Origin of the sequence: Nocardia sp. N2S4-5, from assembly GCF_044628355.1 — a bacterium.
Classification (GTDB): domain Bacteria; phylum Actinomycetota; class Actinomycetes; order Mycobacteriales; family Mycobacteriaceae; genus Nocardia; species Nocardia wallacei_B.
Genome location: NZ_JBIUPM010000001.1, coordinates 2,736,823 through 2,754,939, shown reverse-complemented (window position 1 = coordinate 2,754,939; position 18,117 = coordinate 2,736,823). Strand labels below are relative to the sequence as shown.

Annotated in this window: 19 protein-coding genes; 10 read left to right on the top strand and 9 right to left on the bottom strand. The window is 68.9% G+C overall.

Features of this window, described 5'->3' with window-relative positions; translation table 11 throughout:
* Positions 1-208: 208 nt before the first annotated feature.
* A complete protein-coding gene (locus ACFMRZ_RS12280) occupies positions 209-3,613 on the top strand; it encodes a pyruvate carboxylase (protein ID WP_400179241.1) in 3,405 nt (1,134 codons plus the stop codon).
* Positions 3,614-3,665: 52 nt separating this feature from the next.
* On the top strand, positions 3,666-4,229 hold the full coding sequence (gene rsmD / locus ACFMRZ_RS12275) for a 16S rRNA (guanine(966)-N(2))-methyltransferase RsmD (protein ID WP_400179240.1): 564 nt from the start codon (positions 3,666-3,668) through the stop codon (positions 4,227-4,229).
* Between the two features lie 6 nt (positions 4,230-4,235).
* Here rsmD and ACFMRZ_RS12270 read toward each other — a convergent pair whose 3' ends face one another.
* A complete protein-coding gene (locus tag ACFMRZ_RS12270; RefSeq protein WP_400179239.1) occupies positions 4,236-4,823 on the bottom strand; it encodes a helix-turn-helix domain-containing protein in 588 nt (195 codons plus the stop codon).
* A gap of 83 nt (positions 4,824-4,906) precedes the next feature.
* Here ACFMRZ_RS12270 and ACFMRZ_RS12265 point away from each other — a divergent pair, with 83 nt between their 5' ends.
* Entirely contained in the window at positions 4,907-6,013 is a 1,107-nt protein-coding gene (locus tag ACFMRZ_RS12265; RefSeq protein WP_400179238.1) for an NAD(P)/FAD-dependent oxidoreductase, read from the top strand.
* 205 nt (positions 6,014-6,218) lie between these two features.
* On the opposite strand, the gene coaD is transcribed toward ACFMRZ_RS12265, so the two are convergent.
* The 3 genes from coaD to ACFMRZ_RS12250 form a co-directional block, all read right to left on the bottom strand.
* Entirely contained in the window at positions 6,219-6,704 is a 486-nt protein-coding gene (coaD, locus tag ACFMRZ_RS12260) for a pantetheine-phosphate adenylyltransferase (RefSeq protein ID WP_280273211.1), read from the bottom strand.
* Between the two features lie 68 nt (positions 6,705-6,772).
* On the bottom strand, positions 6,773-7,603 hold the full coding sequence (locus ACFMRZ_RS12255) for a hypothetical protein (RefSeq protein ID WP_400179237.1): 831 nt from the start codon (positions 7,601-7,603) through the stop codon (positions 6,773-6,775).
* 928 nt (positions 7,604-8,531) lie between these two features.
* Positions 8,532-9,326: a GtrA family protein gene (locus ACFMRZ_RS12250; protein ID WP_400179236.1), complete on the bottom strand. Its 795-nt coding sequence runs from the start codon at positions 9,324-9,326 to the stop codon at positions 8,532-8,534.
* A gap of 245 nt (positions 9,327-9,571) precedes the next feature.
* On the opposite strand from ACFMRZ_RS12250, the gene ACFMRZ_RS12245 reads away from it, so the two are divergent.
* The 7 genes from ACFMRZ_RS12245 (at position 9,572) to ACFMRZ_RS12215 (ending at position 14,719) form a co-directional block, all read left to right on the top strand.
* Positions 9,572-10,318, top strand: a complete 747-nt coding sequence (locus ACFMRZ_RS12245) for a DivIVA domain-containing protein (protein ID WP_400179235.1) — start codon at positions 9,572-9,574, stop codon at positions 10,316-10,318.
* Positions 10,319-10,410: 92 nt separating this feature from the next.
* Entirely contained in the window at positions 10,411-11,091 is a 681-nt protein-coding gene (locus tag ACFMRZ_RS12240; protein WP_280370068.1) for a DUF177 domain-containing protein, read from the top strand.
* Positions 11,092-11,093: 2 nt separating this feature from the next.
* Positions 11,094-11,276 (top strand): 50S ribosomal protein L32, encoded by a 183-nt coding sequence (gene rpmF / locus ACFMRZ_RS12235; protein ID WP_280273214.1) that lies wholly within the window; start codon positions 11,094-11,096, stop codon positions 11,274-11,276.
* A gap of 20 nt (positions 11,277-11,296) precedes the next feature.
* Positions 11,297-12,034, top strand: a complete 738-nt coding sequence (gene rnc, locus ACFMRZ_RS12230; protein ID WP_400179234.1) for a ribonuclease III — start codon at positions 11,297-11,299, stop codon at positions 12,032-12,034.
* A gap of 104 nt (positions 12,035-12,138) precedes the next feature.
* Complete coding sequence (gene mutM / locus ACFMRZ_RS12225) at positions 12,139-12,996, top strand: bifunctional DNA-formamidopyrimidine glycosylase/DNA-(apurinic or apyrimidinic site) lyase (protein WP_280273215.1); 858 nt, start codon at positions 12,139-12,141, stop codon at positions 12,994-12,996.
* A gap of 116 nt (positions 12,997-13,112) precedes the next feature.
* On the top strand, positions 13,113-13,694 hold the full coding sequence (locus tag ACFMRZ_RS12220; RefSeq protein WP_280370051.1) for a dihydrofolate reductase family protein: 582 nt from the start codon (positions 13,113-13,115) through the stop codon (positions 13,692-13,694).
* Positions 13,694-14,719, top strand: coding sequence for a PHP domain-containing protein (locus ACFMRZ_RS12215; RefSeq protein WP_400179233.1), 1,026 nt, complete (start codon positions 13,694-13,696; stop codon positions 14,717-14,719). The genes ACFMRZ_RS12220 and ACFMRZ_RS12215 overlap by 1 nt, the downstream gene beginning before the upstream one ends.
* A 63-nt stretch (positions 14,720-14,782) precedes the next feature.
* On the opposite strand, the gene ACFMRZ_RS12210 is transcribed toward ACFMRZ_RS12215, so the two are convergent.
* The 5 genes from ACFMRZ_RS12210 to ACFMRZ_RS12190 are packed head-to-tail and all read right to left on the bottom strand — an operon-like array spanning position 14,783 to position 17,993.
* A complete protein-coding gene (locus ACFMRZ_RS12210) occupies positions 14,783-15,232 on the bottom strand; it encodes a DUF350 domain-containing protein (RefSeq protein WP_400179232.1) in 450 nt (149 codons plus the stop codon).
* Between the two features lie 39 nt (positions 15,233-15,271).
* On the bottom strand, positions 15,272-16,438 hold the full coding sequence (locus ACFMRZ_RS12205; protein WP_400179231.1) for a glutathionylspermidine synthase family protein: 1,167 nt from the start codon (positions 16,436-16,438) through the stop codon (positions 15,272-15,274).
* Positions 16,438-17,244, bottom strand: a complete 807-nt coding sequence (locus ACFMRZ_RS12200; RefSeq protein ID WP_400179230.1) for a hypothetical protein — start codon at positions 17,242-17,244, stop codon at positions 16,438-16,440. Before ACFMRZ_RS12200 ends, ACFMRZ_RS12205 begins: the two co-directional genes overlap by 1 nt.
* Before the next feature lie 24 nt (positions 17,245-17,268).
* On the bottom strand, positions 17,269-17,547 hold the full coding sequence (locus tag ACFMRZ_RS12195) for an acylphosphatase (protein ID WP_280273221.1): 279 nt from the start codon (positions 17,545-17,547) through the stop codon (positions 17,269-17,271).
* Positions 17,544-17,993: an OsmC family protein gene (locus ACFMRZ_RS12190; protein ID WP_400179229.1), complete on the bottom strand. Its 450-nt coding sequence runs from the start codon at positions 17,991-17,993 to the stop codon at positions 17,544-17,546. Before ACFMRZ_RS12190 ends, ACFMRZ_RS12195 begins: the two co-directional genes overlap by 4 nt.
* Positions 17,994-18,117 lie beyond the last annotated feature (124 nt).

The following is an 18,117-nucleotide window of genomic DNA, read 5'->3' as shown; positions in this document are numbered from 1 at the left end:
TCGGGGCTCCAACTCGTCGGCGCAGCGAACCAGCTGCACAACGAGCATAAGCCACGGCCGAAAACGAATATTCCCGCGTGCTGTCCCGCGGTCGGCGGGTTACCGGCGGATTACGCAAATTCGCAGATCGGTACGGTTTCGATGTGAGGTTGGCTGCGAAAGTGTATTCGCCGTCCGGAGTCGCCGACCGGCCAGGTACCTTAATCGGATGTTCTCCAAAGTGCTGGTCGCCAACCGCGGGGAAATCGCCATTCGGGCGTTCCGCGCCGCCTACGAACTCGGCATCGGCACCGTCGCGGTGTTCCCCTACGAGGACCGCAATTCGGTGCATCGGCTCAAGGCCGACGAGTCGTACCAGATCGGGGAGCCCGGCCATCCGGTGCGGGCCTACCTGTCGATCGAGGAGATCATCAAGGCGGCCAAGACCGCCGGGGCAGACGCCGTATATCCCGGTTACGGCTTTCTCTCGGAGAATCCGGACCTGGCCGCGGCCTGCGCGCGGGAGAACATCACGTTCATCGGCCCCTCCGCCGAAGTTTTGGAACTGACCGGTAACAAAGCGCGTGCGATCGCCGCCGCCAAGGCCGCGGGCCTGCCGGTGCTGAACTCGAGCGCGCCCTCGGCCGACGTGGACGAATTGCTGGCGGCCGCGGAGACGGTGCAGTTCCCGGTGTTCGTCAAGGCCGTCGCCGGCGGTGGCGGGCGCGGCATGCGCCGGGTGGCCGATCGGGCGCAGTTGCGCGAGGCCGTGGAGGCCGCGATGCGGGAGGCCGAATCGGCCTTCGGCGACGCGACGATGTTCCTCGAGCAGGCGGTGGTCAATCCCCGCCACATCGAGGTGCAGATCCTCGCCGACCAGCACGGCAACGTCATCCACCTGTTCGAGCGGGACTGTTCGCTGCAGCGGCGGCATCAGAAGGTGATCGAACTGGCGCCCGCCCCGAACCTGGATCCCGCTCTGCGCGAACGCATCTGCGCCGACGCGGTGGCGTTCGCGCGGCAGATCGGTTACAGCTGCGCGGGCACGGTGGAATTCCTGCTCGACGAGCGCGGCAATCACGTCTTCATCGAGATGAACCCGCGCATCCAGGTCGAGCACACGGTGACCGAGGAGATCACCGATGTCGATCTGGTGGGCGCGCAGCTACGGATCGCGACCGGGGAATCGCTGGCCGACCTGGGCCTGAGCCAGGACGCGATCAGTATTCGCGGGGCCGCCATGCAGTGCCGGATCACCACCGAGGACTCGGCCAACGGGTTCCGGCCCGACACCGGGCGCATCACCGCCTACCGCAGTCCCGGGGGCGGCGGCATTCGCCTCGACGGCGGCGCCAACCTGGGCGCGGAGGTCGGCGCCTATTTCGACTCGATGCTGGTGAAGCTGACCTGTCGCGGGCGGGACTTCGGCCAGGCGGTGGCGCGGGCGCGGCGCGCGCTCGCGGAGTTCCGCATCCGCGGTGTCTCGACCAATATCCCGTTCCTGCAGGCGGTGCTGGACGACCCGGACTTCCGGGCCGGACGGGTCACCACCTCGTTCATCGATGAGCGGCCGCACCTGCTGACGCAGCGCGGTTCCGCCGACCGCGGCACCAAGATCCTCACGTATCTGGCCGACATCACCGTCAACAAGCCGCACGGTGAGCGCCCGACCACGGTGTATCCGCACGACAAGCTGCCGTCGATCGATACGACCGTGCCGCCGCCGGACGGTTCGCGTCAGCGGTTGCTGGCGCTGGGGCCGGAGGGTTTCGCGCGGTGGCTGCGTGAGCAGAAGGCGGTCGGGGTCACCGACACCACCTTCCGCGACGCGCATCAGTCGCTGCTGGCGACGCGGGTGCGCACCAACGGCCTGTTGCAGGTCGCCGGGCACGTCGCCCGGATGACTCCGGAGCTGCTGTCGATCGAGTGCTGGGGTGGCGCGACTTACGATGTGGCGCTGCGGTTCCTGCACGAGGACCCGTGGGAGCGGCTGGCCGCCCTGCGCGAGGCGATCCCGAACATCAACCTGCAGATGCTGCTGCGGGGCCGCAACACCGTCGGGTACACGCCGTATCCGGAGAAGGTCACGCGCGCTTTCGTTTCCGAGGCGACCGCGACCGGTATCGACATCTTCCGCATCTTCGACGCGCTGAACAACGTCGATCAGATGCGCCCGGCGATCGACGCGGTGCGCGAAACCGGTACGGCCCTGGCCGAAGTCGCGATGAGCTACACCGGGGATCTGTCGAACCCGGACGAGAATCTCTACACCCTCGACTACTACCTGAAGCTGGCCGAGCAGATCGTCCAGGCCGGGGCGCACGTCATCGGCATCAAGGACATGGCCGGGCTGTTGCGCGCGCCCGCCGCGCACACGCTGGTGACCGCGTTGCGGGAGAACTTCGATCTGCCGGTGCACGTGCACACTCACGACACCCCGGGCGGCCAGCTGGCGACCTACCTGGCGGCGTGGCACGCGGGTGCCGACGCGGTCGACGGGGCGTCGGCGCCGATGGCGGGCACCACCTCTCAGCCCGCGCTGTCGGCAATCGTTGCGGCGGCGGCCAATTCGCCGTTCGATACCGGACTCGATCTGCAGAACGTGTGTGATCTGGAGCCGTACTGGGAGGCGCTGCGAAAGGTGTACGCGCCGTTCGAATCCGGGCTGCCGGGGCCGACGGGGCGGGTGTACCACCACGAGATTCCGGGCGGGCAGCTGTCGAATCTGCGGCAGCAGGCGATCGCGCTGGGTCTGGGAGACCGCTTCGAGGAGGTGGAAGCCAAATACGCTGCGGCGGACCGGTTGCTGGGACGGCTGGTGAAGGTGACGCCGTCGTCGAAGGTGGTCGGGGACCTGGCGTTGTCGCTGGTGGGTTCGGGTGTGACGGTGGACGAGTTCGCCAGTGACCCAGGGCGCTTCGACATCCCCGATTCCGTCATCGGTTTCCTGCGTGGCGAACTCGGCACACCGGCCGGTGGCTGGCCCGAGCCGTTCCGCAGCCGGGCGCTGGCCGGGCGCGGTCCCGCTAAGCCGGAGACGCAGCTGTCGGCCGCGGACGAGGCGGGGCTGAACGGCAACTCGGACGAGCGCCGGGCGACGTTGAACCGCTTGCTGTTTCCGGGGCCGGCCGCCGAATTCCTCGCGCACCGTGAGAAATACGGCGACACCTCGGGCCTGTCGGCCAACCAGTTCTTCTACGGGCTGCGTCACGGTGAGGAACACCGGGTGCAGTTGGAGAAGGGCGTGACCTTGCTCATCGGGTTGGAGGCCATCTCCGAACCCGACGACCGCGGCATGCGGACGGTGATGTGCATCCTCAACGGGCAATTGCGCCCGGTCACCGTGCGCGACCGCTCGATCGCCAGTGAGGTGCCGGTCGCCGAGAAGGCCGACAAGACCGATCCCGGGCACATCGCGGCGCCGTTCGCCGGTGTCGTCACGCTGGTCGTGGCCGAGGGTGACACGGTGGCCGCCGGTGACACCGTCGGCACTATCGAGGCGATGAAGATGGAGGCCGCCATCACCGCGCCGCGCGCCGGGACCGTGCGTCGCGTCGCCATCGGCAAGGTACAGCAGGTCGAGGGCGGCGACCTCTTGGTCGACCTGCGCGTGAACGAGGCCGCGGCGGAGTGAGGGCGGCGGCCGCGGGAGGCCCCGGCCGGGTTATCGCGGGCGTGATCGGGCGATGACCCGGATTGTGGCGGGTGTGGCCGGTGGGCGGCGGCTGCGGGTGCCGCCGGCGGGGACTCGGCCGACCTCCGACCGGGTGCGCGAAGCGCTGTTCAGCGCGTTGGCGGCTCGGATCGACTTCGATGGTGTGCGGGTCCTGGATCTGTATGCCGGGTCGGGGGCGCTGGGTCTGGAGGCGCTGTCGCGCGGGGCGTCGCACGCGCTGCTCGTCGAGTCCGATCGGAAGGCGGCGGCCGTCGTGCGGGGCAATATCGCCGACCTCGGTCTGGCCGGTGCCGAATTGCGGGTGGGCGCAGTAGGTTCGGTGCTGTCCGGGACGCCCGGCGAACCGTACGATCTGGTGTTCTCCGATCCGCCGTATGCGCTCGACGCCGCCGAGGTGGAAGCGGATCTGACAGCGTTGACGGCCGGGGGCTGGCTGCGCGAGTACGCCACCGTGGTCGTGGAGCGGTCGGTGCGCTCACCCGAGATCGACTGGCCGACAGGCTTTTCCGTGCGGAAGCCGCGGCGCTACGGCGAAACGCGGATCGAGATGGCCGAATTCGAGCCGGAGGCGTGAGAGGCGTTATGCGCCGGGGCCTTTGGGTCGGGCGCGCAGGTGTGCGCGTTCGCCCTGCTTGCCGAAGAGGCTGAGCAGTTCGACCGGTTCGGAACCGGCCGCACCGAACCAGTGCGGCACCCGGGTGTCGAATTCGGCCGCCTCGCCGGGGGACAGCACCAGATCGTGTTCGCCGAGGATCAACCGCAGTCGGCCGTTGAGGACATAGACCCAGTCGTATCCCTCGTGCGTCTGCGGGTTCGGCTCGCCGGAACGGTCTTCGGGGTCGAGCACCATCTTGTAGGCCTGGATACCGCCCGGCCTGCGCGTGAGCGGCACCATGGTCATCCCGTGATGAGAGATCGGGCGCATATGGACGCGCGGGTCTCCGGTGAGCGGTGCGTCCACGAGTTCGTCGAGGGTGACGCCGTGGGCGCGGGCTAGCGGAAGCAACTGCTCGAGCGTCGGCCGCCGTGCGCCGGATTCCAGCCGGGACAGCGTGCTCACCGAGATGCCCGTCACGGCGGACAGGTCGGCGAGCGTGGTCTCGCGCTGCCGTCGCAGCGCACGTAACCGCGGGCCGACCGCGTCGAGTGCCTGGTCGATGTTCTGCATACCTCCCATTTTGCCATTCCGGCAAAGAACTTTGCGCAAACGACCGATCGGCCCGCATGGTCGTAGACAAGGAGGTGGTCGAGATGACCGACGAACTGAGGGACCACTACGACGTAGTCGTAATCGGCGGCGGCGCGGCCGGACTGAACGGTGCGCTGATGCTGGCCCGCGCCCGCCGCTCGGTAGCCGTAATCGATTCCGGCAGCCCGCGCAACGCCCCCGCCGACGCCGTACACGGCCTGCTTGCCCGCGAGGGCATGCCGCCCGCCGAACTCCTCGCCCGAGGCCGAACGGAAGTCCGCATCTACGGCGGGCACATCATTTCCGGGACCGTCGAGACCGTGATCCGCGGGGACAGTCCGGCTGCCGCGCAACCGGACCGCGCGGCCAGTTCGCGCCAGGTGCCCGGTGCGCGGGGTGAGTCGCGTGCGCAGTCGGATGAGGACGGGTTCACCGTTGTGCTGGCGGATGGGCGGAGTGTGCGGGCTCGGCGAATATTGGTCGCCAGTGGGCTGGCCGATGTGTTGCCCGAGGTGGCCGGGTTGTGGGAACGGTGGGGGCGCGATGTCGTGCACTGCCCGTACTGCCATGGATGGGAGGTGCGGGATCGGGCGATCGGGGTGCTCGCGAACGGGCCGATGTCTGTGCATGGTGCGTTGCTGTGGCGGCAGTGGAGCGATGACGTCACGTTGTTCTGTCACACGATGGCGGCACCGACCGGTGAGCAGGCCGAGCAGTTGGCCGCGCGGGGCATCCGGGTGGTGACCGGCGAGGTGGCGAACCTGGAGATCAGCGATGACCATCTCACGGGCGTGCGGCTGGCCGACGGCACCGTGATCGCCCGCGAGGTGCTGGCAGCGCCGCCGCGCATGGTGGCGCGGGCCGGATTCCTGGCGGATCTGGGTCTGCACCCGGTGGCGCATCCGAGCGGGATGGGCGACCACATCGCCGCCGACCCGACCGGCCGCACCGAGGTGCCCGGAGTGTGGGTCGCGGGCAATGTCGCCGACCTCTCCGCCCAAGTTGGTGGCGCCGCCGCCGCAGGCGCAGTCGCCGGTGGTCAGATCAACGCCGACCTCGTCACCGAGGAGACCCACCGCGCCGTAGAAGCCTCCCGCGCCCCCTTCTCCGCGGCAGCGGAAGCCCAAGTCGGCCAACTGGTTACCGGCGACCGCCGCCACGGCCTGTAGTCACCCGATATGGCCCTCGGCCAGCCACCGCCGGACACGCCCCTTCGTCGAGCGGTCCTAGCCGAGCGCAGCCTAGTTGAGCGCCGCGTCGCCGAGCGCCTTTACGCTGACCGCCGCGTCATGGAGGGCCGCGTCGCCACGGGCAGGCATCGACCGAGTGCGGCCCCGTGTCAGCCGCCTGTTGGGCGACGGCGGGTGGGACGGGTCAGTTGCGGCGTTCGGCGATGCGGGTGAGGAGGCGTTTGTGGACGGCGTCGGGGAGCATGCCGGTGACGTCGCCGCCGAAGGTGGCTACCTCCTTCACCAGGGAGCTGGACAGGTAGCTGTGGGTGGGGCTGGTGGCGAGGAAGTAGGTGTCGACGCCGGAGAGTTTCTTGTTCATCTGCGCCATCTGCAGCTCGTAGCCGAAGTCGGTGGCGTCGCGCAGGCCCTTGACGATGGCGGTGATGCCCTGTTCGCGGGCGAACTCCACCAGCAGTCCGTGCCAGGATTCGATGCGGACGTTCGGCAGGTCGGCGGTGGCGTCGCGGAGCATTTCGATGCGCTCGTCGACGGTGAACATGCCCTGCTTGCTCTTGTTGATCATCACCGTCACGACGACCTCGTCGAACTGCGCGGCGGCCCGCCCGATCATATCGATATGCCCATTGGTCACCGGATCGAACGACCCGGGGCACAGTGCTCCAGCCATGCTCGAACGCTAACAGGTACCCGCACCGGCCGTACCTCGCGGCAGGCGCGATACGGCCGGCGGCGGGCTCACAGTGCGCGCACCGCAAGCGGTTTCGGCTCCGGCAGCGCGGCCTGGCAGATGAAACCCTCCGGACGGACCCGCCGGGCGCGGCCGAACGCGGCGCGCAGCCGCGGCGCCGCCTCGCCCGTGGCGAGTTCGTCCCAGGTCCAGCGGACCACCTGTAAACCGCTGCCGCGCAAGGCATCCTCGCGACTTCGCTCGGCCCGCACCGCCTCGCTCATATCTTGGCCGGGTTGCCACGCGCGCCCATACGCGACGCGACCGTCGAATTCGGCGACCACGCCCGTATCGCCGAAATAGAAGTCGACGCGGCCGACCATTCGCCCCGCACCGCCATAGACGTCGCCTTGCGATCGCGGTCGCGGCAGGCCGAGCCGCCGCAGCATCACCCGGCTGCGGGACTCGCCGACGCTCTCGCTGTGCGGATCCAGGAAATCCACCACCCGCCGCGCCGCGGCGACACCGTGCCGCCGGTGCGCCAGCTCCAGCTCCACATCCAGATCGTCCGGCGTGACGCCGTATTCGCGGGCGAGCGCGTCGCCGACGACGACCGCCGCTTCGAACGGCGCGGTGCGAGCCACGTCGACGATCGTGCGCGCGGGTGTGGTGAGCACGAACCCGTCCAGCTCGGCCACCGTGTCTACCGGAGCGCAGTGCACCTTCATATCCGGCCGGATCCGCCCGCCGTTGCGGCGGTTGCGAGTGACGTCGATCCGCCCGAGCAGCGCGACCCACACCGGCGCCCCGTAGATCACCGCCGCCGACTGATGACTGAGGATCGCGTCGGTGGCCAGATCCGGCAGCACCGCGTCGGCGAGCACACGATGCCGAGCCATGGCATCCAGCCCCGCGAACGCCGCCTCATCGGCATACGCCCCACGCCGCAGCCGCCGCCACCGCCCGCCCGAACACCGTCGCCGAATCTCGTCATCGCTGACGCCCCGCCGAACAACCTCCCGACGGCGGTGAATCCCGGTGTGCGCCTTGGCTTTCCCGGTATCCGCATAGTCTGCACACGGCTCGGGCAGCGTAGCCCGCGAGGCCTCGCCCCAGTTCGGTGGCGGCACAGACGGCGGATTGTGACCAGCCTCGGCGCAGTTCGGCGACAGTCCGGGCGGCGCGGCACGACCGGCCGCGGTGGAGTCCGGTGGCGGCACGTGCGGCGGACTGTGCCAGGGCTCGGCACCGTCGGGCGACAGTCCGGGCGGTGCGACATGACCGGCCGCAGTGGAGTTCGTTGGCCGCCCGGGCGGTGCGGTGCGGCCTGCCGCGTTCGTCCGCCGGGCTGGTGGTGGGGCGTGCCCGGCCTCGGCGCGGTTCGTCGGTCGCCCCGGTGGCGCGGCGCGACCGGTCTCACAGTTCAATGGCCGCCCGGGTGGCTCGGTGCGACCGGCTTCGGCGCGGTTCACCCGCCCGGGCAGCGCGGCCTGGCCGGCCGCGGGTGGGGGATAGGCCGGGGTGTTCATTCGGGGTCGCGATCGGTTCGGGGGCGGCGCAGTCGTGGTGAGGTGAGGCGGTCGCACCGTATGGCGGGGGTGGTGTAAGGGCGGAAGCGCAGGGCGTCGGGTCGCGTTCCGCTGCGGGCTGATGTACGGCATCCCGGGCAACGTTTCATCGCTGGACCTCCACATCGAGTACACGGAAAGGCGTTTGCTGTCCTTGGACGCCGGGTAACCCGATGCGGTTCCTTGCTCGTTCGACCAGCTTCTTCCCGCACCCTGTGCCGGTTGACGCACCGGTTGCAGGGACGGCCGGGAGATCGGGTCAGAAGACCCAGAGCCGCAAGGTGAGGAAGCGCAATGTGCCGACCGCGGCCGCGATGGCGATGACCGCGAGCGCCTCGGCCACATCACTCATGCCCGGCGCGATGAAATCGAGCGCCGCCAGCGAGGCGGAGGTGATGGCGAGCCCGGCCAGCGCCAGGCCGCCACCCTCGAGCTGCGCGGTGAGCCAGCCGACGCGATCGGCGGCGTGGAAGGTCAGGCGCCGGTGCATCTCGTTGGCCAGCGCGGTGCTCACGATCGATCCCGTGAGATTCGCCAGCTGTGCACCGCCGCCGTAGCAAGCCATGAACAAGAGGAAGTAGCCGATATTGCTGAACCCGCCGACCAGCGCGAACCGGATCAGCTGCGGCAGCCACTTGTCACCGCGCAGATAGGCGCCCAGCTGCCGGGCCGTCCGCCGCCCGGTGGCGTCCGGCGCCTGCTCGATCTCCGGTGTCTCGGGGCGGTCCTCGACCAGCGTGTCCGAACCGCCGGAGCGGGGGTGATGTTGCGCGGCGCCCCGGGACAATCCACCCGTGGTGAGACGCGACAACAGCGTCGGCTGACGCACCTTCGGCGCGGATCGGGACGGTTCGTCGTGGCGCGGAGTAAGGAAGGCCTCGGGCGGTGGCACGGCCAAACCCAACGGCAGCCAGGCCAGCCAATAGAACGACCACCGGCTACGCCGGGCGGGTCGACCAGCGACGTCCCCGTCAGGCTGTGCGGGTACATCGAAGCCGGGCTGGGGGTCGGCCCCCAGCCCTCGATGTACCGGATACAGGACAGCCATCGTCATTCCGATCCATGTCGCCGGGTGTCCGAGGCATGCGGTGCGCCCGGCTGGTCTACCGCTCAGTACAAAAGATATCACCAAGTGGAGAGATTTCCTCCACTTGATTTTTGTGGCATAGGAAACACACCCACGACACACCGCGAGTGAACTGGGCAGACGATCGTGACGAGAGGCACACTGAGCCCAGGCTGCAATAGGCTGGCGGCGGAATCCGCCGCGAGAGTTCGGTAGGAGAGTGGGGTCAGCAGATGTACCGCGTATTCGAAGCACTCGACGAACTGGTCGCGATCGTGGAGGAGGCGCGGGGCATCCCGCCGACCCGAAACTGCATCGTTCCCCGCGGCGATGTGCTCGAGCTGCTCGACGACGTGCGCGACGCCATTCCCGGCGAACTCGACGATGCGCAGGACGTCCTGGACCACCGCGACAAAATCGTCTCCGACGCCCGCGACACCGCCGACACCACCGTCACCACCGCCGACGAACAAGCCAGGCAGACCGTCACGGCGGCCCGCGAGGAGGCCGACCGCATCCTGTCCGACGCCAAGGCGCACGCCGACCGGATGGTCGCCGAGGCCGGCGCCCACGCCGACCACCTCGTCGCCACCGCCCAGGCCGAGGCCGAACGGGTCATCGCGGACGGCAAGGCCGAATACGAATCGGTCACCGGCCGCGCGCGCACCGAGTCCGAGCGGATGATCGCGGCGGGGCAGGCCGCCTACGAGCGGTCCGTCGCCGACGGCCGCGCCGAACAGGAGCGCTTGGTCACCCAGACCGAGGTGGTCCGGGCCGCTCACGCCGAGTCCGCCCGGCTCATCGACTCCGCGCAGACCGAGTCCGACCGGCTGCGCGAGGAATGCGACCTCTACGTGGACTCCAAGCTGGCCGACTTCGAGGAGACGTTGCACGGAGCCCTGCGGACCGTCGGCCGCGGCCGCCAGCAACTCCGCGCGGGCGGCGGCGTCCCCGATTACGCCGCTGAATTCGGCAGGTGACAGGTTCCTATCTGCGGTTTGGGTAGAAAACCGCTGTTCGCGTATCGTGGGTGGTTGTTCAAATCCCCGTCGAATATGTGAGTGAGTTCGTGATGCCCGCCGAATCCGGTTCCGGTTCGCGTCGTCGGTCGGTCGATCGTCGTCCCGCCGACGGTGACTTCGTGCTGGACACTCGTAGCCTCGGGCGCGCGCCCGGTTCGATCAAGCAGGTGCGCCGGACCGTGACCGCGCCGGAGCGGATCGGCCTGGAGATGATCGCCATCCCGGCCGGCAGCGATCTCGATCTCGATCTGACACTGCAGGCGGTTTCGGAGGGCGTGCTGGTCACCGGCGCCGTGCGGGGAGAGCTGGCGGGGGAGTGCTCGCGCTGCCTCGAGTCGTTCACCGACGAGATCGACATCCAGATCACCGAGCTGTTCGCCTACCCGGACAGCGCCACCGAGCAGACCACCGACGACGACGAGGTCTACCGCCTGGTGGACGACCGGATCGATCTGGAACCGGTGATCGTCGATGCCATCGGCCTGGAGTTGCCGTTGCAGCCGCTGTGCGAGCCCGACTGTGCCGGGCTGTGCGCCGAATGCGGTGTGCGGATGGCGATTGCGGGTCCGGATCACGGGCATGAGATACTTGACCCTCGCTGGGCCGGGCTCGCGGGATTCGCGGCCGAGGCGCCCGGCGCCGGTGTCTCCGACACCGACGCGCAAACAGACGTAAACCGATCGCTTGCGGGCCGAAACGGCTCGGCAGGTTCCAGAACAGAGGAGAAGTAGTCGTGGCCGTTCCGAAGCGCCGGATGTCCCGTGCCAACACCCGCTCGCGGCGCAGCCAGTGGAAGGCCACCGCGCCGACCCTGATCACCTGCCCGAACCGGGCCTGCGGTCAGAAGACGCTGCCGCACATCGCGTGCCCGAGCTGTGGCACCTACAAGGGCCGTCAGGTCGCTTCGGCAATCTGAGCGCCCATCCGGTAGCGAACGTGACCGCCAGCAAGGATGGAGCGGAAGCTCCCGCCGTGGGCGAGGCCGCCGACGAGACCTCGCTACTCGAGGCGCTCGGCGTGGAGGTGCGCCCGGACCTGCTCCGGCTCGCCCTCACCCACCGCTCCTACGCCTACGAGAACGGCGGTCTGCCGACCAACGAACGCCTGGAGTTCCTCGGTGATTCGGTGCTCGGCCTGAGCATCACCGAGCGTCTGTATCTCGAGCACCCGGAGAAATCCGAGGGCGAGCTGGCGAAGCTGCGGGCGAGCGTGGTCAACATGCACGCGCTGGCCGAGGTCGCCCGTGGTCTCGGCGAGGGCGGCCTGGGCCGGCATCTGCTGCTGGGCAAGGGCGAGGAGCTGACCGGCGGTCGCGACAAGCCGAGCATCCTGGCCGACGGCATGGAGTCGCTGCTGGGCGCGGTGCATCTGGAGCACGGGATCGATGTCGCCCGCAGCGTGGTGCTGCGGCTGTTCGCGGATCTGCTCGAGCGCGGGCCCCGCATGGGCGCCGGGCTGGATTGGAAGACCAGCCTGCAGGAGCTGACCGCCGAGCGCGGCATCGGCGTGCCCAGCTACGAGATCACCTCGACCGGCCCCGACCACGACAAGGAATTCACCGCGACCGCGATGGTCGGCGGCCAGGCCTACGGCAAGGGCATCGGCCGGTCGAAGAAGGAAGCGGAACAGAAGGCGGCCGGCGCGGCCTGGCAGGCGCTGACCGCCGACAGCTAGGCCCGGCGGGTTCGCCCGTCCGGCCGCGAACAATCGCTCGTGAGACCACGCACCGCGCGTGGTCGGCGGGCGATTTCTGCGTTGGTGAGCCAAGAGGAGTAGCGGTGCCCGAACTACCCGAGGTCGAGACGGTCCGGCGGGGGCTGGCCGAGCACGTGGTCGGCAGTGTCATCGAATCCGTCGCGGTCAAGCATCCGCGTTCGGTGCGCAGGCATCTGCTCGGCGGTGACCATTTGGCCGCGGAGCTGGCCGGGCTGCGGGTCGAGTCGGCGCAGCGGCGGGGCAAGTTCCTCTGGTTGACCTTCGACGATCCGGATCTCGCCCTGGTCGTGCATCTCGGGATGAGCGGGCAGATGCTGGTGCAGCCTGCCGACGCCCCGCTGGAGAAGCATGCCCACATCGTCGCGACCCTGGACTCGGGCGCGCAATTGCGGTTCGTGGACCAGCGCACGTTCGGCGGCTGGGCGTTGCATCCGCTGATCGAGGTGGACGGCACCCTGGTCCCGGAGGCGGTCGCGCACATCGGCCGCGATCCGCTGGACCCGCGCTTCGACGCCGACGCGGTGGTGCGCGTGATGCGGGCCAAGCAGTCCGAGATCAAGCGGGTGCTGCTGGATCAGACCGTGGTGTCGGGCGTCGGGAACATCTATGCCGACGAGGCGCTGTGGCGGTCGCGGCTGCACGGCGAGCGGATCGCCGCCAAGCTCACCCGGCCCGCCCTGCACGGGCTGCTGACCGAGGTGCGGGCGGTGATGACCGAGGCGCTGGAGGTCGGCGGCACCTCGTTCGACGCGCTGTACGTCAATGTCAACGGCCAATCCGGCTACTTCGAGCGCGCGCTGGCCGCCTACGGCCGCGAGGACGAGCCGTGCAGGCGCTGCGGTGCGCCGATGGTGCGGGAAAAGTTCATGAACCGCTCCTCGTTCTCCTGCCCGCGCTGCCAGCGCAGGCCGCGTGGATAGGACCGGTTCGCGCACCGAACTGTGTTCGGCGTCGGTGTGAAGCGCTACCGTTTTGAGTGTGCCCGCTGTGTCGGTGCGCCCATCGGCACCGTCGATGGCACGGGAAGGGAGCAGAGATGCGCAAGCTGACCTACTACGTCGCTGCGACGATCGATGGGTTCATCGCCACCGAGGACGGCTCCGTCGACTTCTTCCCTGTCGGGGGTGATCATCAGCCGGCGATCACGGCGCAGTACCCCGAGACCCTGCCGGCGAAGGTGCGGGAGTCGCTGGGTATCGACAAGCCCAACCGCTACTTCGACACCGTGCTGATGGGCCGTAAGACCCACGACTTCGGCGTGCGCACCGGCACTTCCAGCCCGTACGCGCATCTGCGGCAGTACGTGGTGTCCACGACGTTGCCCGAGAACCCGGCCCCGGACGTGGAGTTGATCTCCGCCGATCCACTCGAACGGGTGCGAGAACTCAAGCGGGAGAAGGGACTCGGCATCTGGCTGTGCGGCGGCGGCGAACTCGCGCAGGTGCTGCTGCCGGAGATAGACCAGGTATTCCTGAAGTTGTACCCGATCGTGCTCGGCAGCGGTCGCCCGCTGTTCGGCGGCGGCGTCCGGCTGCCTGAGCCCGCCCGGTTCCGGGTGCTGACCAGCCGTGTCTTCGAGGACGGTGTCGCCTTCGTGAAGTACGTACGGATTCGCTAGTGGCAGAACATGTTCCGGGCCCGGTGCAGGCGCTGCGGGAGATTGCGTTCTGGATGGAGCGCTCCCGCGCCGAGACCCATCGCGTGAAGGCCTACCGGCGGGCGGCCGATGTCGTGGCCGCCCTCTCGCCGGAGGAGTACGACGGCTACCGCAGAAACGGTGGCTGGCAGGAACTTCCGGGGATCGGCCCGAAGACCGCCGACGCGATCGCGCAGGCGTCCGCGGGCCGGTTGCCGGATAGGTTGACCGAATTGCGCACGGCCGCAAGGCCGCTCGGCCCGGAGGGGGCGCCGTTGCGCAAGCAGCTGCGCGGGGATCTGCACACCCACTCCGACTGGTCCGACGGCGGCAGTCCGATCGAGGAGATGATGCGCACGGCCGTCGCCCTCGGGCACGAATACTGCGCGCTCACCGATCATTCGCCGCGGCTGACCGTGGCCAACGGGCTGTCTGCGGACCGGTTGCGGCGGCAGCTGGACATGGTGGCGGAGCTGAACGAGGAGCTGGCGCCGTTCCGGATTCTCACCGGGATCGAGGTCGACATCCTCGAGGACGGCACCCTCGATCAGGAGGCCGATCTGCTGGCGCGGCTCGACATCGTCGTCGCCAGTGTGCATTCCAAGCTGCGCGCCGACAGCGAGACCATGACCCGGCGCATGGTGTACGCGGTCGCCGACCCGAATGTGGACGTGCTCGGGCACTGCACGGGCCGGTTGGTGACCGGCGGCCGCGGCACCCGGCCGGAGTCGCAGTTCGACGCCGAGGTGGTGTTCGAGGCGTGCCGCAGCTACGGCACCGCGGTGGAGATCAACAGCCGCCCCGAGCGCCGCGACCCGCCCAGCCGCCTGATGCGGCTGGCCGTGGAGATGGACTGCTACTTCGCCGTCGACACCGATGCCCACGCCCCTGGCCAATTGGATTGGCAGGGTTACGGATGCGAGCGGGCCGTCGCCAACGGCGTTCCGGCCGAACGCATCATCAACACGTGGCCGATGGAGAAGCTGCTCGAGTTCACCGCGGCCTGAACGCTCCGCGTCAGGCAGGAACGGGAGTCCCTGCGGGGATGCGCGTCAGGCAGTGGGGAGCTTCTACAGGATGGCGAAGGCTACGACCAGGCCGAGGCCCAGGTGGGCGGCCGCGACGACCAGTGACTGCACCTTGTACTGCTCGGCGTGCAGCAGGTCGCCGATGTCCAGGCCGAGTACCCATTCCAGTACGCGTACCGAGATCACCTGGGAGACAATGCCGATCAGGCCGTAGACCGCCGACGCGATGAGTCCCTCGGCCAGTTTGCCGCCGGAGGAGTAGATCGCCAGCACCACGATCAGCGCCATGCTCACCATTCCCGAGGCGGTGACGACCACGGCGTTCGGGTTGCCGGAGGCCACCAGCTTGCGCAGGGGGCCGGGCGTGGTGACGTCGATGGCGAAGAAGCCGATCAGCATGAGCGCCAGGCCGACGATGGCGTACGAGATGATGGCGCCGACGCCGTGGCCGACGTTCCCCCAATACCCCGACTCGAGCGCGAAGGTGGTCATCGATGGTCCTCCAGATGATGTGGTGCGGTGCCGGTGGTCTCAGTGCTGTGGAATGCGGTGCGGGACGAAGGTCGAGCTGTCGTCGGTGATCAGGCCGGGCGTTTCGCGGATGCCCAGGCCGGCCGAGGCGTCGCCGACGATCCAGGCGCCCAGCACCGGGCGCATGCCGTCGAAGTCGGGGAGCGGATCGAACAGCTGGTAGACGTAGCCCTCCTCGCCGTAGACCCCGCCGGTGGCGGCCTCCACGCCCGCGCCGACGATCGTCATGTTCGCGCCCTCGCGGCCGAGCTTGGGTTTGCGAATGTACTCGGTGAGTTCGTGCGGGTCGTCGATATAGGCGGGCAGCAGGTTCGGATGGCCGGGGTACATCTCCCACAGCACCGCCAGCAGCGCCTTGTTCGACAGCATCGACTTCCAGAGCGGTTCGATCCAGATCGTCTGTGGCAGCGAGTCGACCACGCGCTTGCCGAACTCGTCGTCGAGCGCCCACTCCCACGGATAGAGCTTGAACAGCGATTCGATCGGCGCCTCCGCCAGATCGACGAAACGTTCCAGCTCCGTGTCGTATCCGATCTCCTCGATCGGCAGTGCCACGGTGTGGAATCCGGCCTCGGCGGCGGTCTCCTGCATGTAGGCGGTGGTGACGTTGTCCTCACCCGAGGCGTCGGCCGAGGACCAGGTGAAGTGCAGGTCGCCGGTGGGCAGCGTCTCGCGCAGCTCACCCCAGCGCTCGACCAGCTTCTCGTGCAGCGAATTCCACTGATCGTCGTCGGCGTGGGTGTCGGTCAGCCAGTGCCACTGCACGATCGCCGCCTCCAGCAGCGAGGTGGGCGTATCGGCGTTGTACTCCAGCAGTTTCGCCGGGCCGCGGCCGTCGTAGCGCAGGTCGAAACGGCCGTAGACGTAGGGGTCCGAGCGTTGCCAGGACTTCTTGATCGGTTCCCAACTCCATTGCGGCAGACCGAAATCGGCGAAACGCTCGGTGAGGATGATCTGCTCGACGGCGTGCAGGCACATCGAATGCAGCACCTCGACCTGTGCCTCCAGCGCGAGGATCTCGTCCAGGTCGAATTCGTAGTGCACCGATTCGTCCCAGTACGGCCGCGGATGACCGTTCACGTCGCGGCCGGGCGACCCGAAGACCAGGCCCTGATCCTGAATGATCCGCTGCCAGCCCGGCCGCGGTTGGCTGCGCACTCGGCGCACTAGGAACCTCCACTGGTGCTGCTGCTTTTGGTGCCGAGGCCGCCGCGAACGATGGTGCCGCTCTTGGTCTTCACCGACGCGCTCTTCGGCGCGACGGTGCTGCCGCCGGTGGGCGGCCGGCCGACGGTGTTGTTGCCGCCGTAGTAGTAGCGGTACTGGTGACCGTTGTAGATGAAGATGCCCGGGAAGCCGCCGCCGTAGTATCCGCCGCCGCCCGAGGTGGTGGCGTACTGCTGAGCGCGCACGCAGTCGTCGTCGTTGACGACCGTCTGCTGGCCGTTGTCTTCGGTGACGCAGTAGGCGGTGACCTCGTCGGGTGCGGTGACCGCGCGGTAGGTGAGGTATCCGGCGCCCACCACCGCGGCGATGCCGACCACGGCCACGCCGCCGATCAGCAGCCGTTTGCGGGTGCGCTTCTTGGCCGCGAGGGCCTCCTCGGCCGCCCGCTGCGCCTCCTCGGCCCGGCGGCGCGCCTTGTCGCGGGCGCGCGCCTCGGCCACGGTCGGGGGGCGAGGCTGGGTGAGGCCGGGTTCCTGCCGCTGGATACTGCCGCGCATGGAGCGCGGGGGACCGGCTTCGGGCGGCGGTTCGGGTGGGGGCACGCCGATTCCGCCTGCTTTCGTCGCGGGAGGAAACAGCTCGGGCATGCCGGGTAGCGGTGCGGTGGGCTCGGCGAAACCAGGGGGTGGATTCTCCGAGGGCGGCGGCGTCGCCTTGCCCGCGTCGGCCCCGGACGCACCGGACTCGTCGGGTTTGCCAGGGTCCGGATTCTCTCCGGAACGGTTGCCGGACTGTTCACTTGCCAACGATCGACTCCCTGTTCCCCGCCGCTACCGTTCCTCGAATCCGGTCAATTCGCCCAGCGCGGCGCCCCAGTCTTCCACAACCAGGTCGACGCGGCCAGGCGTGTTGCCGGACCGCAACCACGCCAGCAGTTTGTCACATCGGTCCCTCGGACCCTCTGCAATAACATGCACTCGTCCGTCGCTGGTGTTACGCGCATAGCCCACCAGACCCCATTCGAGCGCCCGCGACCGAGTCGACCACCGGAATCCGACGCCCTGCACCAGGCCGTGCACCCAGGCGCTGAGCCGGACCGGATCGCTCACGCGTCCACCTGAAATGTCAGGTTCACCTTGCTTCCCGCCTTCAAGGTCCGCCCCACGGTGCACACCTTGTCGATAGCGCGCTGCACGGTAACCAGCAGCCGTTCCCGCCCCGCATCGTCGAGTTCGGACAGATCCAGCTCCACCACCTCGTCGAGTTCCGGATAAACCTCGTTCTCCCGATCAGCGGCCCCCGACACCCGAATCGTCACGTCATAGTTCTCGCCGAGCCGATTCGACAACGGAAAGTCCGAACTCATCCCCGTACAAGCCGCCAACGCGATCTTCAGCAACTCCCCCGGAGTGAACACCCCCTCCACCCCCTCGGACCCGACAAGCACCTCCGCCCCCCGAGAACTACGCCCCGTATAACGCCGAGTCCCAGTCCGCTCAACCCACAGCTGAGCCGCCCCCTTATCCGCTGCCGCCCCAACCGTCTGTTCAGTCATGCCCCCGATCCTGCCATCCAGCAAACCCCACCGCCCCACCCACCAACAGCCACAGCTCACCCCCACCCCCGCAACCCCGCCCGGTTTTCGGCGCGTCTCGGTTTTCGGGTGCCGCTGCGAAGCG